General features: G+C 48.6%; 13 protein-coding genes. 7 read left to right on the forward strand and 6 right to left on the reverse strand.

Annotated features, from left to right (window positions below; genetic code table 11):
• The 6 genes from SLIT_RS05440 to SLIT_RS15815 all read right to left on the reverse strand — a co-directional run bounded on the left by SLIT_RS05440 (position 1) and on the right by SLIT_RS15815 (position 9,023).
• Entirely contained in the window at positions 1-696 is a 696-nt protein-coding gene (locus tag SLIT_RS05440) for a restriction system modified-DNA reader domain-containing protein (RefSeq protein WP_150102944.1), read from the reverse strand.
• A gap of 31 nt (positions 697-727) precedes the next feature.
• Positions 728-1,423, reverse strand: coding sequence for a DUF6602 domain-containing protein (locus SLIT_RS05445; RefSeq protein WP_013029225.1), 696 nt, complete (start codon positions 1,421-1,423; stop codon positions 728-730).
• Complete coding sequence (locus SLIT_RS05450) at positions 1,410-3,857, reverse strand: N-6 DNA methylase (RefSeq protein ID WP_013029226.1); 2,448 nt, start codon at positions 3,855-3,857, stop codon at positions 1,410-1,412. Before SLIT_RS05450 ends, SLIT_RS05445 begins: the two co-directional genes overlap by 14 nt.
• Positions 3,858-3,875: 18 nt before the next feature.
• Entirely contained in the window at positions 3,876-6,419 is a 2,544-nt protein-coding gene (locus SLIT_RS05455; protein WP_013029227.1) for a DEAD/DEAH box helicase family protein, read from the reverse strand.
• A gap of 135 nt (positions 6,420-6,554) precedes the next feature.
• Positions 6,555-8,087: a TnsD family Tn7-like transposition protein gene (locus tag SLIT_RS15540; RefSeq protein ID WP_083775007.1), complete on the reverse strand. Its 1,533-nt coding sequence runs from the start codon at positions 8,085-8,087 to the stop codon at positions 6,555-6,557.
• A complete protein-coding gene (locus SLIT_RS15815) occupies positions 8,088-9,023 on the reverse strand; it encodes a hypothetical protein (protein WP_013029229.1) in 936 nt (311 codons plus the stop codon). It lies immediately after the preceding gene.
• Positions 9,024-9,126: 103 nt separating this feature from the next.
• On the opposite strand from SLIT_RS15815, the gene SLIT_RS16375 reads away from it, so the two are divergent.
• From SLIT_RS16375 to SLIT_RS05510, 7 genes are all read left to right on the forward strand, one after another.
• A complete protein-coding gene (locus SLIT_RS16375; RefSeq protein ID WP_013029230.1) occupies positions 9,127-9,501 on the forward strand; it encodes a helix-turn-helix domain-containing protein in 375 nt (124 codons plus the stop codon).
• Between the two features lie 223 nt (positions 9,502-9,724).
• Positions 9,725-10,702 carry a PDDEXK family nuclease gene (locus SLIT_RS05480; protein WP_013029231.1) on the forward strand — a complete coding sequence of 326 codons (978 nt, stop codon included), beginning with the start codon at positions 9,725-9,727 and terminating at the stop codon, positions 10,700-10,702.
• Between the two features lie 5 nt (positions 10,703-10,707).
• A complete protein-coding gene (locus SLIT_RS05485) occupies positions 10,708-12,741 on the forward strand; it encodes a TnsB C-terminal domain-containing protein (RefSeq protein WP_013029232.1) in 2,034 nt (677 codons plus the stop codon).
• The gene (locus tag SLIT_RS05490; protein WP_013029233.1) at positions 12,741-14,069 is read left to right on the forward strand and encodes a hypothetical protein; all 1,329 of its coding nucleotides are present in this window, start codon (positions 12,741-12,743) and stop codon (positions 14,067-14,069) included. Before SLIT_RS05485 ends, SLIT_RS05490 begins: the two co-directional genes overlap by 1 nt.
• 847 nt (positions 14,070-14,916) lie before the next feature.
• Positions 14,917-15,846 (forward strand): hypothetical protein, encoded by a 930-nt coding sequence (locus SLIT_RS15105; protein WP_013029235.1) that lies wholly within the window; start codon positions 14,917-14,919, stop codon positions 15,844-15,846.
• Positions 15,839-16,330 carry a hypothetical protein gene (locus SLIT_RS05505; RefSeq protein ID WP_013029236.1) on the forward strand — a complete coding sequence of 164 codons (492 nt, stop codon included), beginning with the start codon at positions 15,839-15,841 and terminating at the stop codon, positions 16,328-16,330. Before SLIT_RS15105 ends, SLIT_RS05505 begins: the two co-directional genes overlap by 8 nt.
• A gap of 3 nt (positions 16,331-16,333) precedes the next feature.
• The gene (locus SLIT_RS05510; RefSeq protein ID WP_013029237.1) at positions 16,334-18,376 is read left to right on the forward strand and encodes a hypothetical protein; all 2,043 of its coding nucleotides are present in this window, start codon (positions 16,334-16,336) and stop codon (positions 18,374-18,376) included.
• Positions 18,377-18,464: the final 88 nt, after the last annotated feature.

An 18,464-nucleotide genomic window follows, 5' to 3' on the forward strand; every position in this document is an offset into this window, starting at 1 on the left:
TTATTTGCGCAAACGTGACAAGGGTACCCACTCGCCTGCGTCATTTTGATACTTCCAAAAGACCCAGCCGTTCACAGCCCTTCCTTTGATAATCATTTTTGCAGCTGCAGTGGGTGATTCATATTGTTTGGTGTTGAAGCAGATGAGGCCATCTTTGCGCAGTGTTGCGCGATATTGCTTATCTTTGTAAGTCGCCCTGAGTATGTAGCGGTGCTCAACCACGCCTTTCAATCCAAGCGTCCCTTTGGAAGTTGCCTTGGCTTTGATGCGTCGGGTAACCGCGCTCCCACCGAGCAACTTGGCTCTGTTGTTGGCATCGGTTTCGCTCATATGCTTACTGATAGCTCTGCCCAGGTTACTGGCGCCGGGCAAATGGCCTTTAACGTGATTTCCTTTTGGATTCACAATTCTTAGCACTAATGATTCCAGCGGCTTGATGTGATGATCTTCTGTCACCAGGTAAACACTGAAACGATCCCAAAGCCCTGTATGTCGATCTTTGAGGTGTGTCTTCAATCTGCCCTTCAGATTCATGGTCAGGCCGACATAGTAAAGCTTGTCCCCATGATAAAGCGCGTACAACCCGGCCTTACCTTTGATCATTTCGTTGATGATCTGAGGATATTCCTCCAGAATCTTCCACGAAATCTTCTCGAAGAATTCGGTTACCAGGTTATCGGCTTTCTTCTTCATCATTTCTCCCTAATGCAACTACTCAATGGCCTAACTATGTACTAGCCTGCCGGTTAAGGCTTCTTACTAAACTGAACAAATTCTTAATAAGCGGGTAAGTGGTAATTCGTGCGAAGCGTGATACTCCTTCCCGTAACTCGTATTTGCTTAAATATATTTTCTTGTCCTCTTCAAGGGAAACAAAAAAATCCAAACTAGGGTAGTTTAGCGACAGCCAGTTAGCTTCGGCTTCGTTCGGGATGGTTGCATTATCAAAGTAAGTGTTTGTCGCGCTATCGAAAGAAAAGCCAAAGCGTTTAAGGATAGTCTTCAAATTGAGATCAACTTTGTAACAAACAACACCATAAAGTGGGCCACTTTCCCCTCTCATTGCCTTGATCGCTTGTGCTTTTTCTTCGGCTTTCGCCAGGTCTCGGCCTGTGCAATTACCTTTTACTTCGATGACGCAGAGCGAATCATTTTTCTCGATGTAGCACTGTCCACCTAGCCTTCTGATGTGCGAGCCGGATCGGCAGAGAATGATGTCGAGCTGACCGGCATCAGTTTCGCCGTCTGACACAGTGCCCTTTACAAGACAGGGTTTCGGTTCAGAGCAGGATTCCAATGTGGAAATGAGGAAGTCCTCCCGAACCTCCCCCTTCATAAGCTCGTGGCTAATTATGTCCGATACATCATACTGAGCCATCAGCATATTTTCGGAATATTGATCAAATTCATCAAACCGCATCATTTCCCCATACGCGGTTGATGGTGGTTTGGATTTTTGCTTCGAAGCGGGCGATCAGTTGTTTGTTGGCATTTATCAAGGTTTGCTCTGCTTCGATTTCGGCGACTATGGTGCGTTGGGTTTGGAGGTCAGGCAGAGGTAATTGATAAGCCTTGAAGAAGCCACTATGAAAGCTCTGAACAGTAACCCCTGGTTTGATGCCTGCCGCAAGAATCTCGTTGCTCTTGGCCTTGAAAATGTAAAAGAGGTAACGGATATCTAGTTTTCCGCCGTCGGATTGGATCGCAACAATATCCTGATTAAACGCCATTGGACGAGTGGTCAGAGCTACCGGAAATGTATGCTGCAAAATGCCTGACCTAACAACACATAGCAGTGTTCCACTTGGCACGAGCTTGGTGGCACTGCTGGAAATCGCAGCTTCTGAAATATGATCTTCTGTATCCACCAAGAAATCCACTTTCATATCTTTTGGTGATACCCAGGGAATATTTCCTACCCAGAAGTTTGCTTCCTGTTTTGATGGGGTGCCACCGCTCCCCGTGGTCACAACTTCGCCAAGTGCAACAACCGGCCAATCACGCTGTAAATTGATGCTGGGACGATAGTTTTCAACCACCTGTCGAGCACCGTCAATGATCTTCTGATAGCCTTCTATTTCTTCGACGATTTCTTTCTGGATGGCAAGTGGAGGCAAGGGGATTTGGTGTGCTTCGTAAACATCTTTTCGGTTTAACCCAGGAATGCCAGCGCCACCTTTCAGGTCAGTAAGTTTCAAGGTTTTAAGGACCTGGTACAGGTATCGTATGTCACTTGCCTCTGGATTGACCGGTTTTACATAGTAAGTCGTATCTATAGGGAAACAATTTTCTGCGACGTAGGTGACTTCACCTGCTGACCCTTTACGTCCAATGACGATAGCTGGCCCCTCGATAAGAAACTTATTGTGGTAACCAGTAATTCCATTCGAGCCTAGAACTGGATATGGACCATCGCGGCGTTCGCTTTTTGGTAAGCTGGAACCATATTCTAGAGTGCAGACGCTTTCGAAGGGCATCAGATTAAAGGAAGATGTTCGAGCTTCGTCAATGCGATATCGCTCCCCGCTCAAATTCCAGTCCCCATTCTCCCCAAGCCGTGTTTTTTCTACTACGTGTGCATTTCTGAATTGTGAGGAATCAAAAATTGTGGGTGTGACATCTTCTTGTGAATGACGGAATGCCAAATAGGCGGCTGCAGCGTCAGGTAGCCCGCTGCCCGCCATTGCGCGCCGTTGTGCGCCGAGATTAAAGCCGTCGTTCTCAACTTTTACAAACAGTACTTCGCTGGTGCGCTTCGCCAGCCATTTGTCTAGCAACAATATTGAGGTCTTCACACCGCTATATGGGTTGAACACTCCAGAGGGAAGCGAAATCACTGCGACCAGCGAATTCTTCACCAGCATTTGGCGTAGTTGCTTGTATGCCGACCCGCTCTGAAAAATAATACCTTCTGGCACGATGATGGCTGCACGGCCATTGGGCGAGAGGTGCTCGGCGATGTAATCGACAAACAGCACTTCGCTGCGCGTGGCTTGTACACTGAAACGCTTGTGCGGTTTGATGCCGCCTTTCGGAGACATGAACGGTGGGTTGGCGAGAATCACATCCGCTGTCTCGTTCCATTTCTCTTCGCTGGTGAGCGTATCGTATTCGACGACGTGCGGATCGGTGAAACCGTGTAAGTAGAGGTTGACCAACGACAAGCGCACCATGTCTGGCGAGATATCGTAGCCGTGGACGTTAGCTGCAATGTAGGCGCGTTGCTCCGGGGTGAGTTGATCGCCCAGGTTTTTCTTGGTGTTGTGCTTGAGAATATGCTTCCACGCCGAAATGAGGAAGCCAGCTGTGCCGCAGGCGGGGTCGAGAATTCTTTCGCCTTTTTGCGGGTCGACGATCTCGACCATGAAGTCGATGATGTGACGCGGGGTACGGAATTGTCCGGCGTCACCCTGGCTTCCGAGAACGGAGAGCAGGTATTCAAACGCATCACCGAGTTTTTCCGAATGATCGTAGGTGAAGTAGTTGATCTCCTTCAGGAAAATGCGCAAGGTTTCCGGGTCGCGGTATGGCAGGTAGGCATTTTTGAAAATATCGCGGAACAGGGTTGGGATGCCCGGATTCTCGTTCATCTTGCCGATGGCTTCGGAATACAAAGCCAGTACATCAAAGCCGCCCATGTTCGGGGCCATCAGTTTTGCCCAGCCATATCTTGCATACTCCCCGGCAAAGAAGCTGCGCTTGCCGCCCAACTCTTCGGCCTCGGCATCCATGTCGTCCATGAACTTGTAGATGAGCGCGATGGTGATTTGTTCGACTTGCGATTTCGGGTCTGGCACTTTGCCAACGAGGATGTCGCGGCAGGAGTCGATACGGCGTCTTGTTTCAGCGTCGAGCATATTGGTTGTTGCTTTCCATTACATGAATTGATTTAGGGGTACATAGTCTTTGACGTACTCGGGAATTCGGTCTCGCCATTCCTTTGGCACGGCTTTAAAGTCGGCCATGCTGAATGCTGGGTTTACGTTGAGTTCGGTGAGGCGTTTGTTTTCGATGATGTCGCGCAGGCGGCTATCTGTGGTGTAAGCCTTGAAGAAGTATTTGAGGGCGACGATGGCATCGGCGTGTTTATTCAATGCGTCGGCAGGTTGGTCGAGCAGGAATTTCTGGAATTCATCTTCGAGCAGTTCGTCTTTGTTCTTGAAGTAGGGAATGAGGCCGAATATCTTTTCCAGTATTTCGCGCAAGGTCAGGCGACGGTCAACTCCGGCGGCACGGCGCAGTTTGTCGAGGTTGTAAAATGCGGATGGCTTGTCAAACAACTGGGTGGTGACGTATTCAATAGCCTGATCCCACTGCTCGTTGTCCACTTGCCGTTGTAACACAGGGTCGGCCTTGACCGTGTTCTCGAAACCTTCGAAGAACATGCGGTCGATTTTCATGCCTTGCGTGCCTATTGCTTGCTCTGCGAGCAGTTTCAGCGCATCGGTACCTTGGTGTTCGTATTGATCAATAGGTTCGGGTGGGGGCGGCAGCGGCGTGTCTTCCCGCTCGCTGGGACGCGGTAACTTGAGAACCTCGTCGTAGTTGAACTTTTCCTCGAAGTATTCGCAGACAGCAAAGAAGTCGAACAGCTTGTACTGCGTCTTGTCTTGCTTGCCGATCTGTTCCTTGAGCACTTTGTCATGTAGCTCGGTCAGGAAGTTGTGTTTACGTGTTCCACGGCCTTTGATCTGTACAAATTCAGAAGGTATGAAAACTGGGCGCATCAACGCAAGATTGAGAATGTCCGGGCAATCGTAGCCAGTGGTCATCATGCCTACGGTCACGCAGACGCGCGCTTTACTGGTTTTGTAGCTGTCGAGAAAATTGGTCGAGCCGAGCAGGTTGTTGTTGGTGAAGTTGATGGTGAACTGCTGGGCATCAGGAATTAGCGAGGTAACTTGCACGGCAAAATCGGATTGGTATTTGCCCGGATATATTACATTCGCCAAATCGTTGAGAATTTGTACGAGCTTGGCCGCGTGGTTCTGACTTACCGCAAAGACTATGGATTTGCCGAATTCGTGGCTGATCGGATCGCGTAATCCGTTTTTCAGGAAGGTTTCGCAGAATAGTTGATTGGTGGCTTTGGAAAAGAACTTCTTTTCGAAATCCTTTTGAAAAAAGGTCTCTTCGGCTGCTTGGCCTTCCGAGTTGGATGCGGCTACGGCGTAACCTTTGTCGGATAGCAATTGTGTAGTGATGTCGGTGCGTGCGTCGACCACCACCGGATTGATGAGGAAGTCATCACGCACACCATCAAGCAGAGAGTACCTAAAAGTGGGTTGACCGGTTTCGCAACCGAAAGTGCGGTAGGTGTCGAGCAGCAAGCGACGTTCAAGTTCACGCGGGTCGCGGCTGGTTGGTTTGCTTGCGTCGAACTTTTTCAGGTAGTCGCGCGGAGTTGCGGTGAGGCCGAGTTTGTAACCGACGAAATACTCGAACACGGCACGGGCATTGCCGCCGATGGAGCGATGGGCTTCGTCGGAAATCACCAAGTCAAAATCCGTAGGAGAAAACAGGCGTTTGTATTTATCGTTGAAAAGTAGCGATTGCACGGTGGTGACGACAATCTCTGCTTTGCGCCATTCGTCGCGCCGTTCCTTGTAGATAACCGAGGTAAAATCGTTCTTGAGTTGGGCAATGAATGCCTTGTTGGCCTGATCTTCCAGTTCCAGACGATCTACCAGGAACAAAACACGGCTCGCGTTGCCCGTACGTAGGAATAGTTTGATGACGGCGGCGGCAGTGAGCGTTTTGCCGGTGCCGGTTGCCATTTCAAACAAGAATCGGCTTTGGCCTTCAGCCACAGCATCCTGTATAGCGTGAACGGCGCGCTTTTGGTAGTCGCGCAGAAAGCGCAGACGGTTTTTCTCCTCGAATGCAGGTCGTTCTAGATCATTTTTCCAACCCGCCTCGCTGGCGTAGCCCGGCATCTGGGTTAGCGCGATGTAATCCCTACCGACCAGCTCAGTGATGAGCTTTTGAGCGTTTGGCTGAAATTTCTTATGGCCTTTGATGGAATCCGGCGAGGGAAAGCGCGTGATGATGTGCGGGTTGCCTTGCTCCAAATCCCAGAAATAGTGCAGGTTGCCATTGGAGAGGATGATGAAACGGCAGTTTTGCGACTTGGCATATTTGCGCGCTTGTTCTTTGCCGATCAGTGGGTTCTTGTCTTCGGCTTTGGCTTCGAGCACGACTAGCGGAAAACCTGCTTCATCCAGCAGTAGAAAGTCGATGAACCCGTTGGAAACCGTCTCGAAATTTTCGCCTAGCTCATCGATCTGGGCTTTGGTCAGCTTGACCTTGGGCTCAAGGACGATGTTGGCTTTGCCGTGGCTATCCTCGAAAAAACGCCAACCTGCTTCTTCAAGCAGTTTGTTGAGCTTGATTCGGGCTTTAGCTTCTTTGGCCGCCATCCATTTCCCCTTTATTCACAAGGGACGAATCGTACCATGAAGATGTTTTGGGGGAGTTGAAGACCGATGGGCGACTTGATGGGGCGAGTAGCTAATTGCCGGCAGAATTTGAAGGTTATGGACCGTTCTTTGATGTCAACAAGTCGTGTCGGGTGTGGATGAACTGTCCCTCCACAGACTCGGCAGGGTATTCTCAAGCCATTGCCTGTCATTTCGAGCTAGCCACTGAATCCCATTCCCTGGAATCTGCTTCAGCTGTTTGATCGAATCATTCGGGTGTTCGCTAAGCAATTGCACAAGGTGTTGTCGATATTTTTCAGTCTGTTTGGCCAAGTTGGCTTTCTTCCAAGCGTCGCGCAGGATGGAATCCTGCGCCAAGTAGTCTTTGATAAACGTTTTCCTGATGCCAAGTGTGGCAGCGATGAGTTCGCGATCCTCTCCTGAGCCAAGAAGCTGGCGAAGGGCGGACTCTTTTTCGGGATTTAGTACGCGAGGGCGCCGCTTATATTCAACCCCCTCCATCTTTAGGTAACGAACTGCTTGTCCTACGGGAAGCCCTAATTGGTTAGCAGCGGCGTTAACTGAGTATCCTAGTTCTGCAACCATCAGTTTAAGCTGGTTCCTTTCTTCTGTTAGCTCAGCCCAAAGATCTTTCCTGTCCAGCCAGATTGAGATGGAAAGTATCCGCTGATATTCGGAATTGAAGTGCATAGGTTCGCCAAATAGGAAGTCCATCATCAGCGCGTGTTTCAGTGGATGTCTGTTGCCATCGAACTGGCGTAATAGTGAGCCGAGGAAGCCACCATGGTCTTGACGAGTTTCTCCAATAAATTCGAATCCACGCAATTCCTCCAAGCATGAATAACTTTCACGAAAAGCAGCTCTAATTTGGCTAAATTTCAAAGAGCCATCCATTGTGGTCCAACCCATGGCTTTGGCGCGTATATGGTAGGTTAGTCGCAACAAGTCACTATCAAACGGATTTTGGGATCGAGTAACCAGATAGCAGCTCCATTCGTTTAGTTTATGCAGTTTGATTAGAACTTGTTCATTTGGGATTGCATCTGCTTGCCATTGGACGTCTGCCGGAAGAAACCATTCCTTCAATACCCTTGAGTGAAACGCTTGAGGGGGCAACAGAAGGTAATCGCCATGCGTCTGGCAGACGCGATTCGTCGGCCACTGATGTTCTATATGCCACCACGGCGTGCCCAGTGAGTTTGTCTCGCTACGCATGCAGCTTGGACAGGCTTTCAGGGGTGCAGCGCTTCCTGCTCTGCTTGGTAACACACCAAGGTGATGCTTGATATGCACATCCCCACCTTCGTTCATATTTTCGGCGATTGATCTAATTGCGGATGTAGCCAGGAAGGGAGAAAAGATGCCGAATACGGTTCTTTGATATATCAACTCGTCAGCCGATCCCAAGAGTTGATTTGTTCTCCCTAAGAAGACGTTCAATTGTGTCGGAAAGTCATGCCGAAGTCCTGCTGTGGAATCATCGAATAATTGACGGCTAGTCAACCGAGCGCTTGTATTTCCATTAATGCGATGAAAGCGTGCACACCAGCTATACAGCGTTTCGCCCGTAAATGGTAATGGTAGGTGCGAGTTGTCGGTGTCGAAAAGCTCGCTCAAGTGGGCAAGATCATTTGAAAGTTCATTCAATCACTCATTGTTTTCTGCGGGAACGGGCGGCTTAGGCAGGAACTTTTCGAGCTCCATAACTCGCCAGCTTACGGGTAACCCAAACCCAAAATGCACAAAGCCGTTGTACTCTCGATGAGAGAGGTTAGCCGCCATATGGATGAGGTGCTTTTTCAGACGATCTTTGATTCGTGTGCACGCAGGATCACTGTCTATGAAAGACATGTGCTTGAAAAAGGCCTTTCTGGACAGGTCGAACCTGGTCACATCACCTATCTCGGCCGACTCCATCATCAACGCAAGCATCGCGGCGAGGCTCTCCATGGAGTGAATGGTTTGGAGATGTCCTATCTCAACATTGGCCGATGAATACTTGCGCGTCCAATTTGGCCCCGATCCGTTTCCGTCAAACAGTACGTCTCTGATTGGAGGGGGAAGTCGAAGCAGTGATAAGTGGACGAAGGATAGGCGATCCATATTGCTTGATGGCTTGGATCGATGCTTTCTGCTTTTGGTTGATTGATTCATCAACTCCCACTCGTGAGCTATTTGGGAGTCGCCGCGCGTTCTTGCTTTAGTTATCCAATCTTCTGGAATGCGACGGAAACGCGACGACCAGAATACGGATGACTCTAATTCGCCAAATAGTAGGTCAAAGATAGGGTGAAAAAATGCAGAAGATGATCCCGGGAATTCCAGTTCTGCAGCTAGCAACCAAGGCGCAATCCGCACTTCCTTATCTGGTTCAAATGCGACTGAACGATACAGCCGAAAATAGTCGCGTACTGTTTCCTCAGAGGGCGCAAGAAGGCTTGGATTTACTATTTGATTTTCATATTGATTTTCTCGAACTCTTCTTTCAATCTGCTTAAAGCCAAGGTTGGTTAAGTATTTCAGATTGTCAATAAAGTAACCTGTTCTAAAAAACAACGTAGGTTGCTTGATTGTCTTGCCCATGGGTTCCTCCTTGAATTGCCAAATTATCGGTGAAAACGCCCCTTTTGAACCATCTCCATTTCTGCTTTCATTGGACTCAGAGAAATCCAGAAATCGAAAACTAATGAGATCAATCCAAGTTAATGGTGAATTTGGTGCCTGCTTGCTAAAGCTGAGACTCAGTAGGAAGTTGTCTCAGAAAGCTGTCGCCATTCTGGCTGAGATGGATCAGTCCTACTTAGCTGGGTTAGAGGCAGGTCGCCGCCCCCCGCCTCGCGATAGGCAACTTGCCCGTCTCGTAAGCGCGTTGGGTGCTACCCCAGAGGAAATCCAAGAACTGCGAGAGGCGCGAGCCCTCGCCAGACTGGCTGATGTGGTCGACGAACTTGATCCGCAGCGTGGTAGGGCGTTGGCTTCGTTGGCGTGTCGTTTTAACAGATTGTCTGCTAACCAGCTGCGAGTCATTGAGGAAATGGCATCGTTGCTCGAACAGCGATGAAGTGAATTGTGAGAAGGAGAATGCGATGAGCTAAATGAAAAAAACCGACCCACCTTGCGGGTGAATCGGTTCTTCCACCTCTTTGCGGGAGGAATTACTGCTGCTTCGACACCATCAGTTTCCCCCCCAGACGATGCTTGAGTCAAGTGTTTCATCTTGACTATAGGGAGTCCATTTGCCCGCAAATCAGAACAAGGACTGATTTTCAGACAAAGGAGCTCGCATGCCATCAAAACACAAAGGGATCAACGCGTCCCGCCTAAAAACCATCTACGCTCGCCAGGCAATGCCAAGCTGGGACAAAGATTATGTGCCTGCAATTTTGGCTACGCCTCAAGAGGCACCCTCAATTTCTAGAGCATTCATCCTTACGCCAGAAAAACTTCAGAACCGTGAAGTCCATTTGCTATCCACGCCGGAGCGAAATGCCGCATTGCTTGGGCTATACCATCCTGATGTGATTGGACTTCAGGAGCAACGCATGTTGTCACCTGAACCGTGTCCGCATCCACTGTGGACATTTCCCGGCATGGACAGGACGGGATTGCCTGCAGTCAAGGGCCTTATTGATGTTTCTGATCGACTCGGATATCTCAACCTGCTGACACGCGTAAATGTAGAAAACAAGGACGATCCACGCGGCAATTCCTCGCTGGTTTTTCCGTGGGTCGGGGATCTGCTGTGGGCAATTCGAACGGCTTCGGGTGCAGTCTTCAACATTAACTGGACGGTGAAGAGTAGCTACGCTGATTTCAAGCGTTCTTTGCCCAAAAGTAAAAAAAAGGCAAGCGACATGGCAAGGGTTCTGGCTCGCCACGAGATTGAAAGGGCGCTTTACGATGACGTGAGAATCAAGACTGTGCAGGTTGCCGACGAAGGTATCGACTCGCATGTTGTCGCAAATCTGCGGCAGCTCTTTGGTCATCATCGCCGCCCCCTTGGCCTTTCTGTGGAGCAGCGAACAGAGATTCTCTACAAATTCTATTCCGCACTTGGGGCGGGTGTGCCCCCAGTCGAGGTAATTCTCCAGTATTCAGACAGGGGTAGATTTACAGTTCATCAGTGCCGTTCGCTCTTTTATCAAGCAATCTGGAATCGAGAGCTTCGCATCGATCTGTTCCATCCGATATTGATCAATCTGCCGCAACGTCCGGAGGAGCGGGACGTGCTCGATGTATATGCAGATTGGTTTAGGGGGTAAGGATCATGCATATTGGTATTCAAATTGAAGCCCCCGAAGGCTGGGGACAGTTGCCTATGGGGGGTGTTTTCCACTTCTTGAAGAGTGATGCGAAACGAGGCCGTGTTTTGCTAGTTCATTTCGATCGTGGAACGCCGACGAGGCAGCCCAAGGCTCAACTCCTAGCACTTGAGCGAAAAAAGTTTGAAGAAGGGATTGCTCTTGAAAAAATCATTCCTACAGCAGAACAGTCCATCCTCCCACCATGGCTGAAAGAACTGGAAGGGATTGACCTGTCTCAAGTTGACCGGGAGAGGCCGAACGCCAAGATACTTCATAGTTCGAGGGTTGAAGATCGCTTCCTGAATATTGCTCCTTCGGTTTGTGACTTTGAAGGAGTAATGCAATCTAAAGATCCTGAAGCGGAGCTCAATCGGCGAGCTCGACTATGCGATCCGCCACAAAATGAGACGCGGTTCCGCGTTCATTTTCTGACGTACATGTGTTTCGGGAGAAACATGTGGGTTCTGTTGCCGCCCTTCCATCGCATTGGCCACTGGGACCGCTATGTTCACCCCGATAGGAAATATGGAAGACCATCTCTTGCCTTCGGTCGTCACTACGGCAATGGCTCAAGCAAGGAGTTGACAGATCGTTGCGTAAAAGCCTACCTGGCTCGCGCTGGACTTGGCAAATTTCTCATTGAGATTTACGACGATGCGATGGTGTATGAATTCGGTTGTCAAAGAGTTGTTGGCGAGAGTGGAATGAAGTTGTATGTGCACCCGCGAGGTGAGTCGTTCCCAACGTATTGGCAATTTAGATATCGGGTGCAACAGGCAATTGGCATTGAAGAAATGCAAAAGACTCTATATGGGGCTGTGCGATTCAGAACCAGAAAGGCCGCATCGCTGGGGCCATTTTCGGAGGAAATCGCAAATCTCATGGAGCGAATGGAAGCTGACGGCTACTTTACGAAGGAACGCCCCAAAGGGTATGTCGAAGGCTCTGTACTGCCACCGTTATGCGTTGTAACGGGACGCGATCTGCTGAGTGGGCTCAAGCTCGGAATAGGGTTTTCATTTGGAGCTGAAAAGCATACTGCGTACCGCATGATGTTATTTTGCATGGCAGTACCAAAGGATTATTTTGGCAGTCTCTTCGGAATCAAGATTGATCCACAGGAGTGGCCTAACATCGGCCTGCCAAGCAATTTTGGCATAGACCGAGGACCGGGGGCTAAACAGGACTTAATTGCGGAAGTGGAGAAGAGATTTCCGATCAAGGATATGGCTCCTTCATACTCAGGACAGTCGAAGGCGACCATAGAGACGTCGAATCCACGCAATATGCATGCAGAGGGGCAACCGACCTACCTTGCGAGCAACCTTACTCCTATTCAGTTAGCTATAAAGGAAATACTCCGGCTGCTTAAGTATAACCAAGCGGACGATATGGAGGGGCGATTCGAACCGGACAGTGATTTGGCATTTGTGCCTCCATCCCCAATTGGACTCTGGAGTCACTATGACCGGTTATTTCGGAATGACGCTATGCCCATCAGCATTGAAGATGCTGTGCGGCTGTTCTTAACTCCGATTGAGTTTTCTTTGCACGATGATGGTGTGTGGCTGGATCAGCGGCGCTATTTCTCCACTGAGCTCGAGGAGTCCGGAATTCTGGACAAAGTTGCACGGTCTGGAAAGACAGGGACAAAGATACAAGGATACATTTTGGATCTGTGCGTTCGTTACATATGGGTCGAAGTCGAGGGGCGTCTACTTCAGCTCGAAGCGATGCTGCGGATTCGGGGAGATGAGGAAACGCTTTGGATGTCGCTGGCGGAGCTTGAGCAATGGCAAGAAGCGCGCCGAAAGACGCGGTCCGCATTCCAGGTTCATCAACACGCCGTTGGCTCAGAATTTGTGGAGCGCTTCGAAGACAGCACTGGCCAGAAGTGGGATTCGGCCGTGCGACGCCCAGGGAAGCCTAAACGTTGTGCTACGGCGAAACAGGAAGAAGCTGAGGCCAGACAGGTTACTTCCAGGAGGGTCGCCTGATGAAAAGATTGCAGTCAAATCCATGGGCGAAGCGGTTTGAGTTGTTCTTAGATAAAGAGACAATTAGGCGGCATTCTCTTGTAGTCGTGCCACCCCTTATTGGTCTTCGCGATGAATCCACAGAAACTGCTTGTTTGCGTATGGAACAGGCTCTTAAAACGGTGTTTTATCCTACGAATCAGTGTGTAGACGTGTTGCTCAGGCTCGTCGATAAGGCTTTCGCGCATTGCCTCAGAACGTATGACGATGAGAACAAATACTTGGCTGGAATCTATGCCAAGAATCCTCCCTTGTTGGAATTCGAGCCTCCCCTCCTAGTTACTGGACTGGCAGGAACTGGCAAAACCGAAATCGGAAAAGGCATTCTAAGAATCCTCCTTGACGATGGTCAGGTTGTTGTAGGGCAAGAACACTCGCCGTTCCCACTCAAGAAACCATGGTACGTAACGGTTCATGCCAAGGCGGGCCCGTTAGACGTTTTGAAAGTACTCGCTAATTGTGAAAGAGGTTCTTCCGATTTGGTGGAGCGATGCAGGAAGATCGCATTCAGGGATGGTGTGCCATTGCTAATGGCAGATGAGTTTCAGTTTGCGACTGGCAGTTCGAGCGCTAATGCGCGGGTAACGCAGATGCTGCTGTCGCTTGGCTACATCGGGATTCCATGGGTCTATAACGCAAACTTTACGCTTGTGCGACGACTACTGAAGCGTCCCGAAGAAGACCTGCAACGCATATTGAGTGATTGGATCATTCTGCAGCCAGATCCACCTTCAAGCATGGATTGGCAAGAGACCTTGAGAATCCAGAAAAACGTAGCACCGGATATTCTGTACTTTGACCCTGTCATGGATGCTTCCAAAATCCATGAATATACAGCTGGTCGGAAGAGGGCCACTAAGGAACTTTTCGTACGGGCTATGCGTGCAGAACATCCACGAGGTGGCGTGGTTGATATGGCAGCTATTAAGAGGACTTATCATTCGCAGCAATATGCGGGCTTTAGAGCAGAGTCTGAGATTCTGGCGAATCAGGCAATTACGAATTGCCCAGACAAAAAACGTCCTGATCTTTGGTGTCCCCTTCCTCTTTCAATGGGCACGACAGTTGAATTTGCAGTAGCTGCCAAAGAAAGGAGAAATGCGCATGTGGCAGATGCTGAAATCAGGTCGGCCTTAAGTGGTAATGAAAGAGATGCTCTTCGCGAAATTGAGCGAAAAAGCACCAAACCTCAAAAGAAGCATGGGGAGGTCGTGCCATTGCGAAGAAAAGCCGCTCCGACCGCTGAGGATTTAAAGCGGAACGCGAACTGGTTCAAAGACCAGATATGACTGTAATTGAAATTTCTTCTGCCGCCCTGGCGGTCCAATAGATATGAAAGGATCACGATGACTCACTCTCATGATGACAACGAGCTCACACAGGCAATTAACGAAATGATTCCAAAATCACTCGACGATATTATTCGTGCGAACCGACATTTATGCATTCTTACCTTATCAACTGAGGGGCAGTTGGGCGAGTTGCCGCCAATTGTTCAGTCATTGAGAAACCCAAAGGCTATCAATGCAACATTAAGTGATTGGAGATTCATTTGCCTGAATCTTTCGAAAGAGCATGGGGGGAGCCAGCATATACTGACCGGCTACCACGAGGTCCAAGGATGTTGCTGGTCTACGTCGGTAATAGTGGCGGCCGATCTGGAACATGGTCTGGTGTTGACCAGAAGCGGGAGCATTTATCGGCTAGGCACTAAAGGTGAGGCGGAGCCGGGACAAGATATGCTTCTTCATATATGTGTCCAATTGCATAAATGGGGCATGGGCACATTGTTTGGTGTCCCGCATGTATTCTATTAGTATCTCAATGGGCATCAAAATGATCTGCTTTGCCTAATTGTGATGCCCAAAGTGTTGCAACTTATCCCTGGCTCGTTTAGAGTCCATCGCTTGCGCAACAGCAGCAATAATTGACCGCAAAGAACGGTCTAATGCGGCTGATAATCAGTATAGGAGGCTGGCGCGAATTACTTCTTAAGTGGGAGTGATAAATTTTAGCTTTGTTATTTAGGGGGAATAACATGATAGTAAGCCTCTATACTTTTCCTTCATGTCAGTCAGACATGCTGGTATATCCTAAAGTGTTAATCGCGCTCGATCAAATGCATCAGGCTACCATATGAGTGCCGTTATTCCGCGACTCGCTGGTGATGAATGGCAGCGCTGGGCTAATAAATTGCTAACTTGTCACTATGGTCCGACTGAATATCAGACGGTTCCAGATAATGATAAAGGTGACGCAGGCATCGAAGGGTTTACTGTTAAGAATGGTCATGTGTACCAAGCCTATGGTTGTGAAGAACCTGTAAGTACCAAGCAGCGTTATGAAGCTCAGCGGGACAAGATGTCACAAGACATCAAAAAATTCATAGACAATCAAACGGTACTCAAGAAAATATTCGGATCCGTAGAAATAGAGCGATGGATCCTATTTGTTCCATATTTTGATAGCAAAGAAATCGTATCGCTCGCTTCGAAAAAAACGGCTGAGGTGTTGGCTGCGAAATTACCTTATGTTTCGGACGATTTTCGAGTAATGATCTGCCAAGAAACGGATTTTGCTGTCGAGCGAGATCAGTTGCTGAATGCGAATTTAGGCACGATAGAGGTTCAGGTTGAAGGGGCCACAACAGATCAAGTTACTCTTTGGGCATCGTCTAACCACAGCCTGTCCTCAATACTTGAAGCTAAACTGAAGAAATTGCCAACTATCCAGAACGATAAACATCGACTGGAATTTCATCAAAAAGTGCTGAAATGGTATCTTGATGGACAATCGATTCACGAAGCACTACGTATATATCCTGAGGTATACGAAAAAATACTGAGGGCAAAAAACCATCGCGAAAACTTCCTTGCGATGACTCTGATTAGTGGGGCTCCTCCTCAAAACATTCTTAATACCACTTTGAATGACCTCATTGAGGCATTCAAGTCGGAAATTAAGCTGCTAAGCAGTTTTGATGCTGAATCTTTGGCGCATGAGGCCGTTGCTGACTGGCTGCTTCGGTGTCCATTAGACTTTCCTGAGATCCAAAATCATGATTGAAGTTATAGCACAAGGCACTGATGTGCCTGAATTGAATACAGAGATCGTCTTCAGACGACGCCCGCTATCTTTGCCTGAGGATCTCCGGCCTGCGTGGAGGATTGGTCTGCTAGTTTTACTTCTGAGCACTTGTTGCCGTGGTGGGAAAAGTAGTCGTGCGCGTCTTCATGTACTTAGTTGGGGAATCAGAACAAAGGAAAGTCAGGTTGATCTTGTTGCCGCCATTTCAGGGAATCTGAATCCAGGCACTCTACTAGTTCGATTTGACCCTTTCTTAGATCGCGCATTGGACTTTGCGATTGGCGAGGGAGCCATCCAGCATGTTGGCGGTAAATCAGTAGCGCTTACCCAAACTGGTAAGCGTCTTTCCGAGGAAATACGCCAATCTGATTCTGTATTCGTTGCTGAAAAGAAATTCATCGATTTAATCGGTCAGAAAGTCTCAGAAGAATTAGTCAGGCAAATGTTCGGGTGGAAGGATTAAATTATGCGTTTTAGAAGGCTAACAATTCGCCTGCAAACTAATGATGGACCATATGGAGTTACGCTTGATTTTCCAGATGGTCTTGTGGTGATGTGGGCAGACAACTCTATGGGGAAGTCTACCTGCGTTAAGTCGATCCTTGTCGCTCTTGGTATGGAAGCGATGCTTACGACTCAACAATCTGACCTTCCGTTGCCTCCTGCAGTTAAGGCAAGGTTAGATTCGGATAATGGCGAACACGATGTAATTGAGTCGGAAGTATTTCTTGAATTAGAGAATCAGAAAGCAGAGAGAATTGTTGTACAACGCACAATAAAAGGATCTCGTGATAAAAACCTGATTACGGTACACGAAGGGCCCATTTTGACGTCTCCGGGGCAATCTGTTTCTTCAAGAGATTATTTTGTTAATCGACAGGGAGCAGCCACTCGAGAATCAGGCTTCCATTTCTTCTTGTCGAATTTTTTCGGCTGGCAGCTTCCTCAGGTTCAGACATACGATGGCAATGAGTATCCATTGTACTTGCAATGCGTTATGCCATATTTTGCTGTGGAGCAAACGAGAGGGTGGTCTACGGTACAACCACCCCTCCCTACGCATTTTCGAATTCGCGAGGCACATAAACGCGCCGTTGAGTTTATCCTAAACCTTGATGCACACCGAAATGCGCTCAAGCGCCAAGAAATTGACCTTGAAATAACTCGAATCGCTGTGGCATGGGCGGCGCAAGTTGGTCGCGCGAATGAACTGGCAGAGCAGAAAGCGGTGCGTGTTCAAGCCCTGCCTCAGAAACCAACAGCAACATGGCCGCCCCTTGTTACTCCGAGTCTGATGGCACCTGTTGGTAGCGAGTGGATCAGCATTCGTGATAGAGCAGATGGCTTTCAGGCGGAGCTTGATAATCTGGTGAAGAAAGAAATACCTAGGGTAAACGAGATTGCATCTTCTGCTCAAGCAGAGCTGACAGCGGCAGAAGAAGTCATTCAGGATAAACAGACATTACTGTCTAGGCTACTTGAATCTTTTGCAATGGAGCAGCAGGAGGTTGAGCGTATTGAAGAAAGGCTCAAGGCTATTGCTGAAGATATTCAGCGCAATAAGGATATACGAGTATTGAAGAATCTCGGCTCGCGTCAAGGATCGGCGGTTGATGGTGGTAGTTGCCCCATATGTCATCAGTCAATACACGATACTCTTGTGCCAATTGATTTCGCGCAAACCGTTATGTCTCTTGATGAGAGTATTGATTTCTTATCAGAGCAACGTCGTACATATGAAGTCGTGCTAGCGAATGCCGCTAATGTGGTCGATTCTAGGAGCCTGCAAATCAGCACGCTTCGCGAAGAAGTCTCTACCGCACGACAGATAGTGCGGGCATTGCGGCAAACACTGGTTTCAGATGGAAGGCAGCCGTCTATTGCTGCAATACAAGCGCAAATTAGACTTGAGAATTCTGTTGCAAATGATCGTGATGCACAAAGTCGTTTCGAGAAAATAGTAAATGGCTTTGGGGAGTTGGCTGATAGCTGGAAAATTGCCCAAGAAGAAGCCCTTAAGCTACCTAAGGACGATGTATCAGAAGATGACCGAAAGAAGATAGGCATTTGGACGAGGATTCTTCGAGACCAACTGTCGCAGTATGGATTTGGCAGTTTCCCAGAAACTCAGATAGTCATCTCTACGGACACGTATCGACCAGAGCATGAGGGTTTCGACCTTGAAGCAAGTTTTCCTCTGCAGAACAGTATTTCTGCAAGCGATCTTATCCGGACAATTTGGGCATACCTCAATGGACTTCTTGAGATAGCGAGAACCGAAGACACACATCATCCAGGATGCATCATTTTTGATGAGCCCAGACAGCAAAGTACTAGAGACGTTAGCTTTGGCGAACTTCTGAAGCGTGCATCTCTCGCCGGTAATTTTTCACAACAAGTCATTTTCTTTACTAGTGAAAATCGAGAGAGACTAAAAGGACATCTCTCTGGGCTTCCGCATTATCTTAACGAGATAGAAGGCAGGGTTCTGAAGAAAATACCTTCCTGAACCCAGGGGCGTCTACAAAGCGAGAAATTAAAAGCTGAGTAAAGTCTACGAAGGCGGGCGAAGTCCAGTTTGATTTACGCAGATAATG

The sequence above is a fragment of the Sideroxydans lithotrophicus ES-1 genome, from assembly GCF_000025705.1.
GTDB lineage: Bacteria > Pseudomonadota > Gammaproteobacteria > Burkholderiales > Gallionellaceae > Sideroxyarcus > Sideroxyarcus lithotrophicus.

Excerpts from the sequence above, each read along its gene's own strand:
- SLIT_RS05480 (WP_013029231.1), top strand. The coding sequence starts at position 9,725 with ATGCCATCAAAACACAAAGGGATCAACGCGTCCCGCCTAAAAACCATC.
- SLIT_RS15815 (WP_013029229.1), bottom strand. The coding sequence starts at position 9,023 with ATGGGCAAGACAATCAAGCAACCTACGTTGTTTTTTAGAACAGGTTAC.
- SLIT_RS05450 (WP_013029226.1), bottom strand. The coding sequence starts at position 3,857 with ATGCTCGACGCTGAAACAAGACGCCGTATCGACTCCTGCCGCGACATC.
- SLIT_RS05445 (WP_013029225.1), bottom strand. The coding sequence starts at position 1,423 with ATGATGCGGTTTGATGAATTTGATCAATATTCCGAAAATATGCTGATG.
- SLIT_RS05440 (WP_150102944.1), bottom strand. The coding sequence starts at position 696 with ATGATGAAGAAGAAAGCCGATAACCTGGTAACCGAATTCTTCGAGAAG.
- SLIT_RS05505 (WP_013029236.1), top strand. The coding sequence starts at position 15,839 with ATGATTGAAGTTATAGCACAAGGCACTGATGTGCCTGAATTGAATACA.
- SLIT_RS05455 (WP_013029227.1), bottom strand. The coding sequence starts at position 6,419 with ATGGCGGCCAAAGAAGCTAAAGCCCGAATCAAGCTCAACAAACTGCTT.
- SLIT_RS05490 (WP_013029233.1), top strand. The coding sequence starts at position 12,741 with ATGAAAAGATTGCAGTCAAATCCATGGGCGAAGCGGTTTGAGTTGTTC.
- SLIT_RS15105 (WP_013029235.1), top strand. The coding sequence starts at position 14,917 with ATGAGTGCCGTTATTCCGCGACTCGCTGGTGATGAATGGCAGCGCTGG.
- SLIT_RS05510 (WP_013029237.1), top strand. The coding sequence starts at position 16,334 with ATGCGTTTTAGAAGGCTAACAATTCGCCTGCAAACTAATGATGGACCA.
- SLIT_RS05485 (WP_013029232.1), top strand. The coding sequence starts at position 10,708 with ATGCATATTGGTATTCAAATTGAAGCCCCCGAAGGCTGGGGACAGTTG.
- SLIT_RS16375 (WP_013029230.1), top strand. The coding sequence starts at position 9,127 with ATGAGATCAATCCAAGTTAATGGTGAATTTGGTGCCTGCTTGCTAAAG.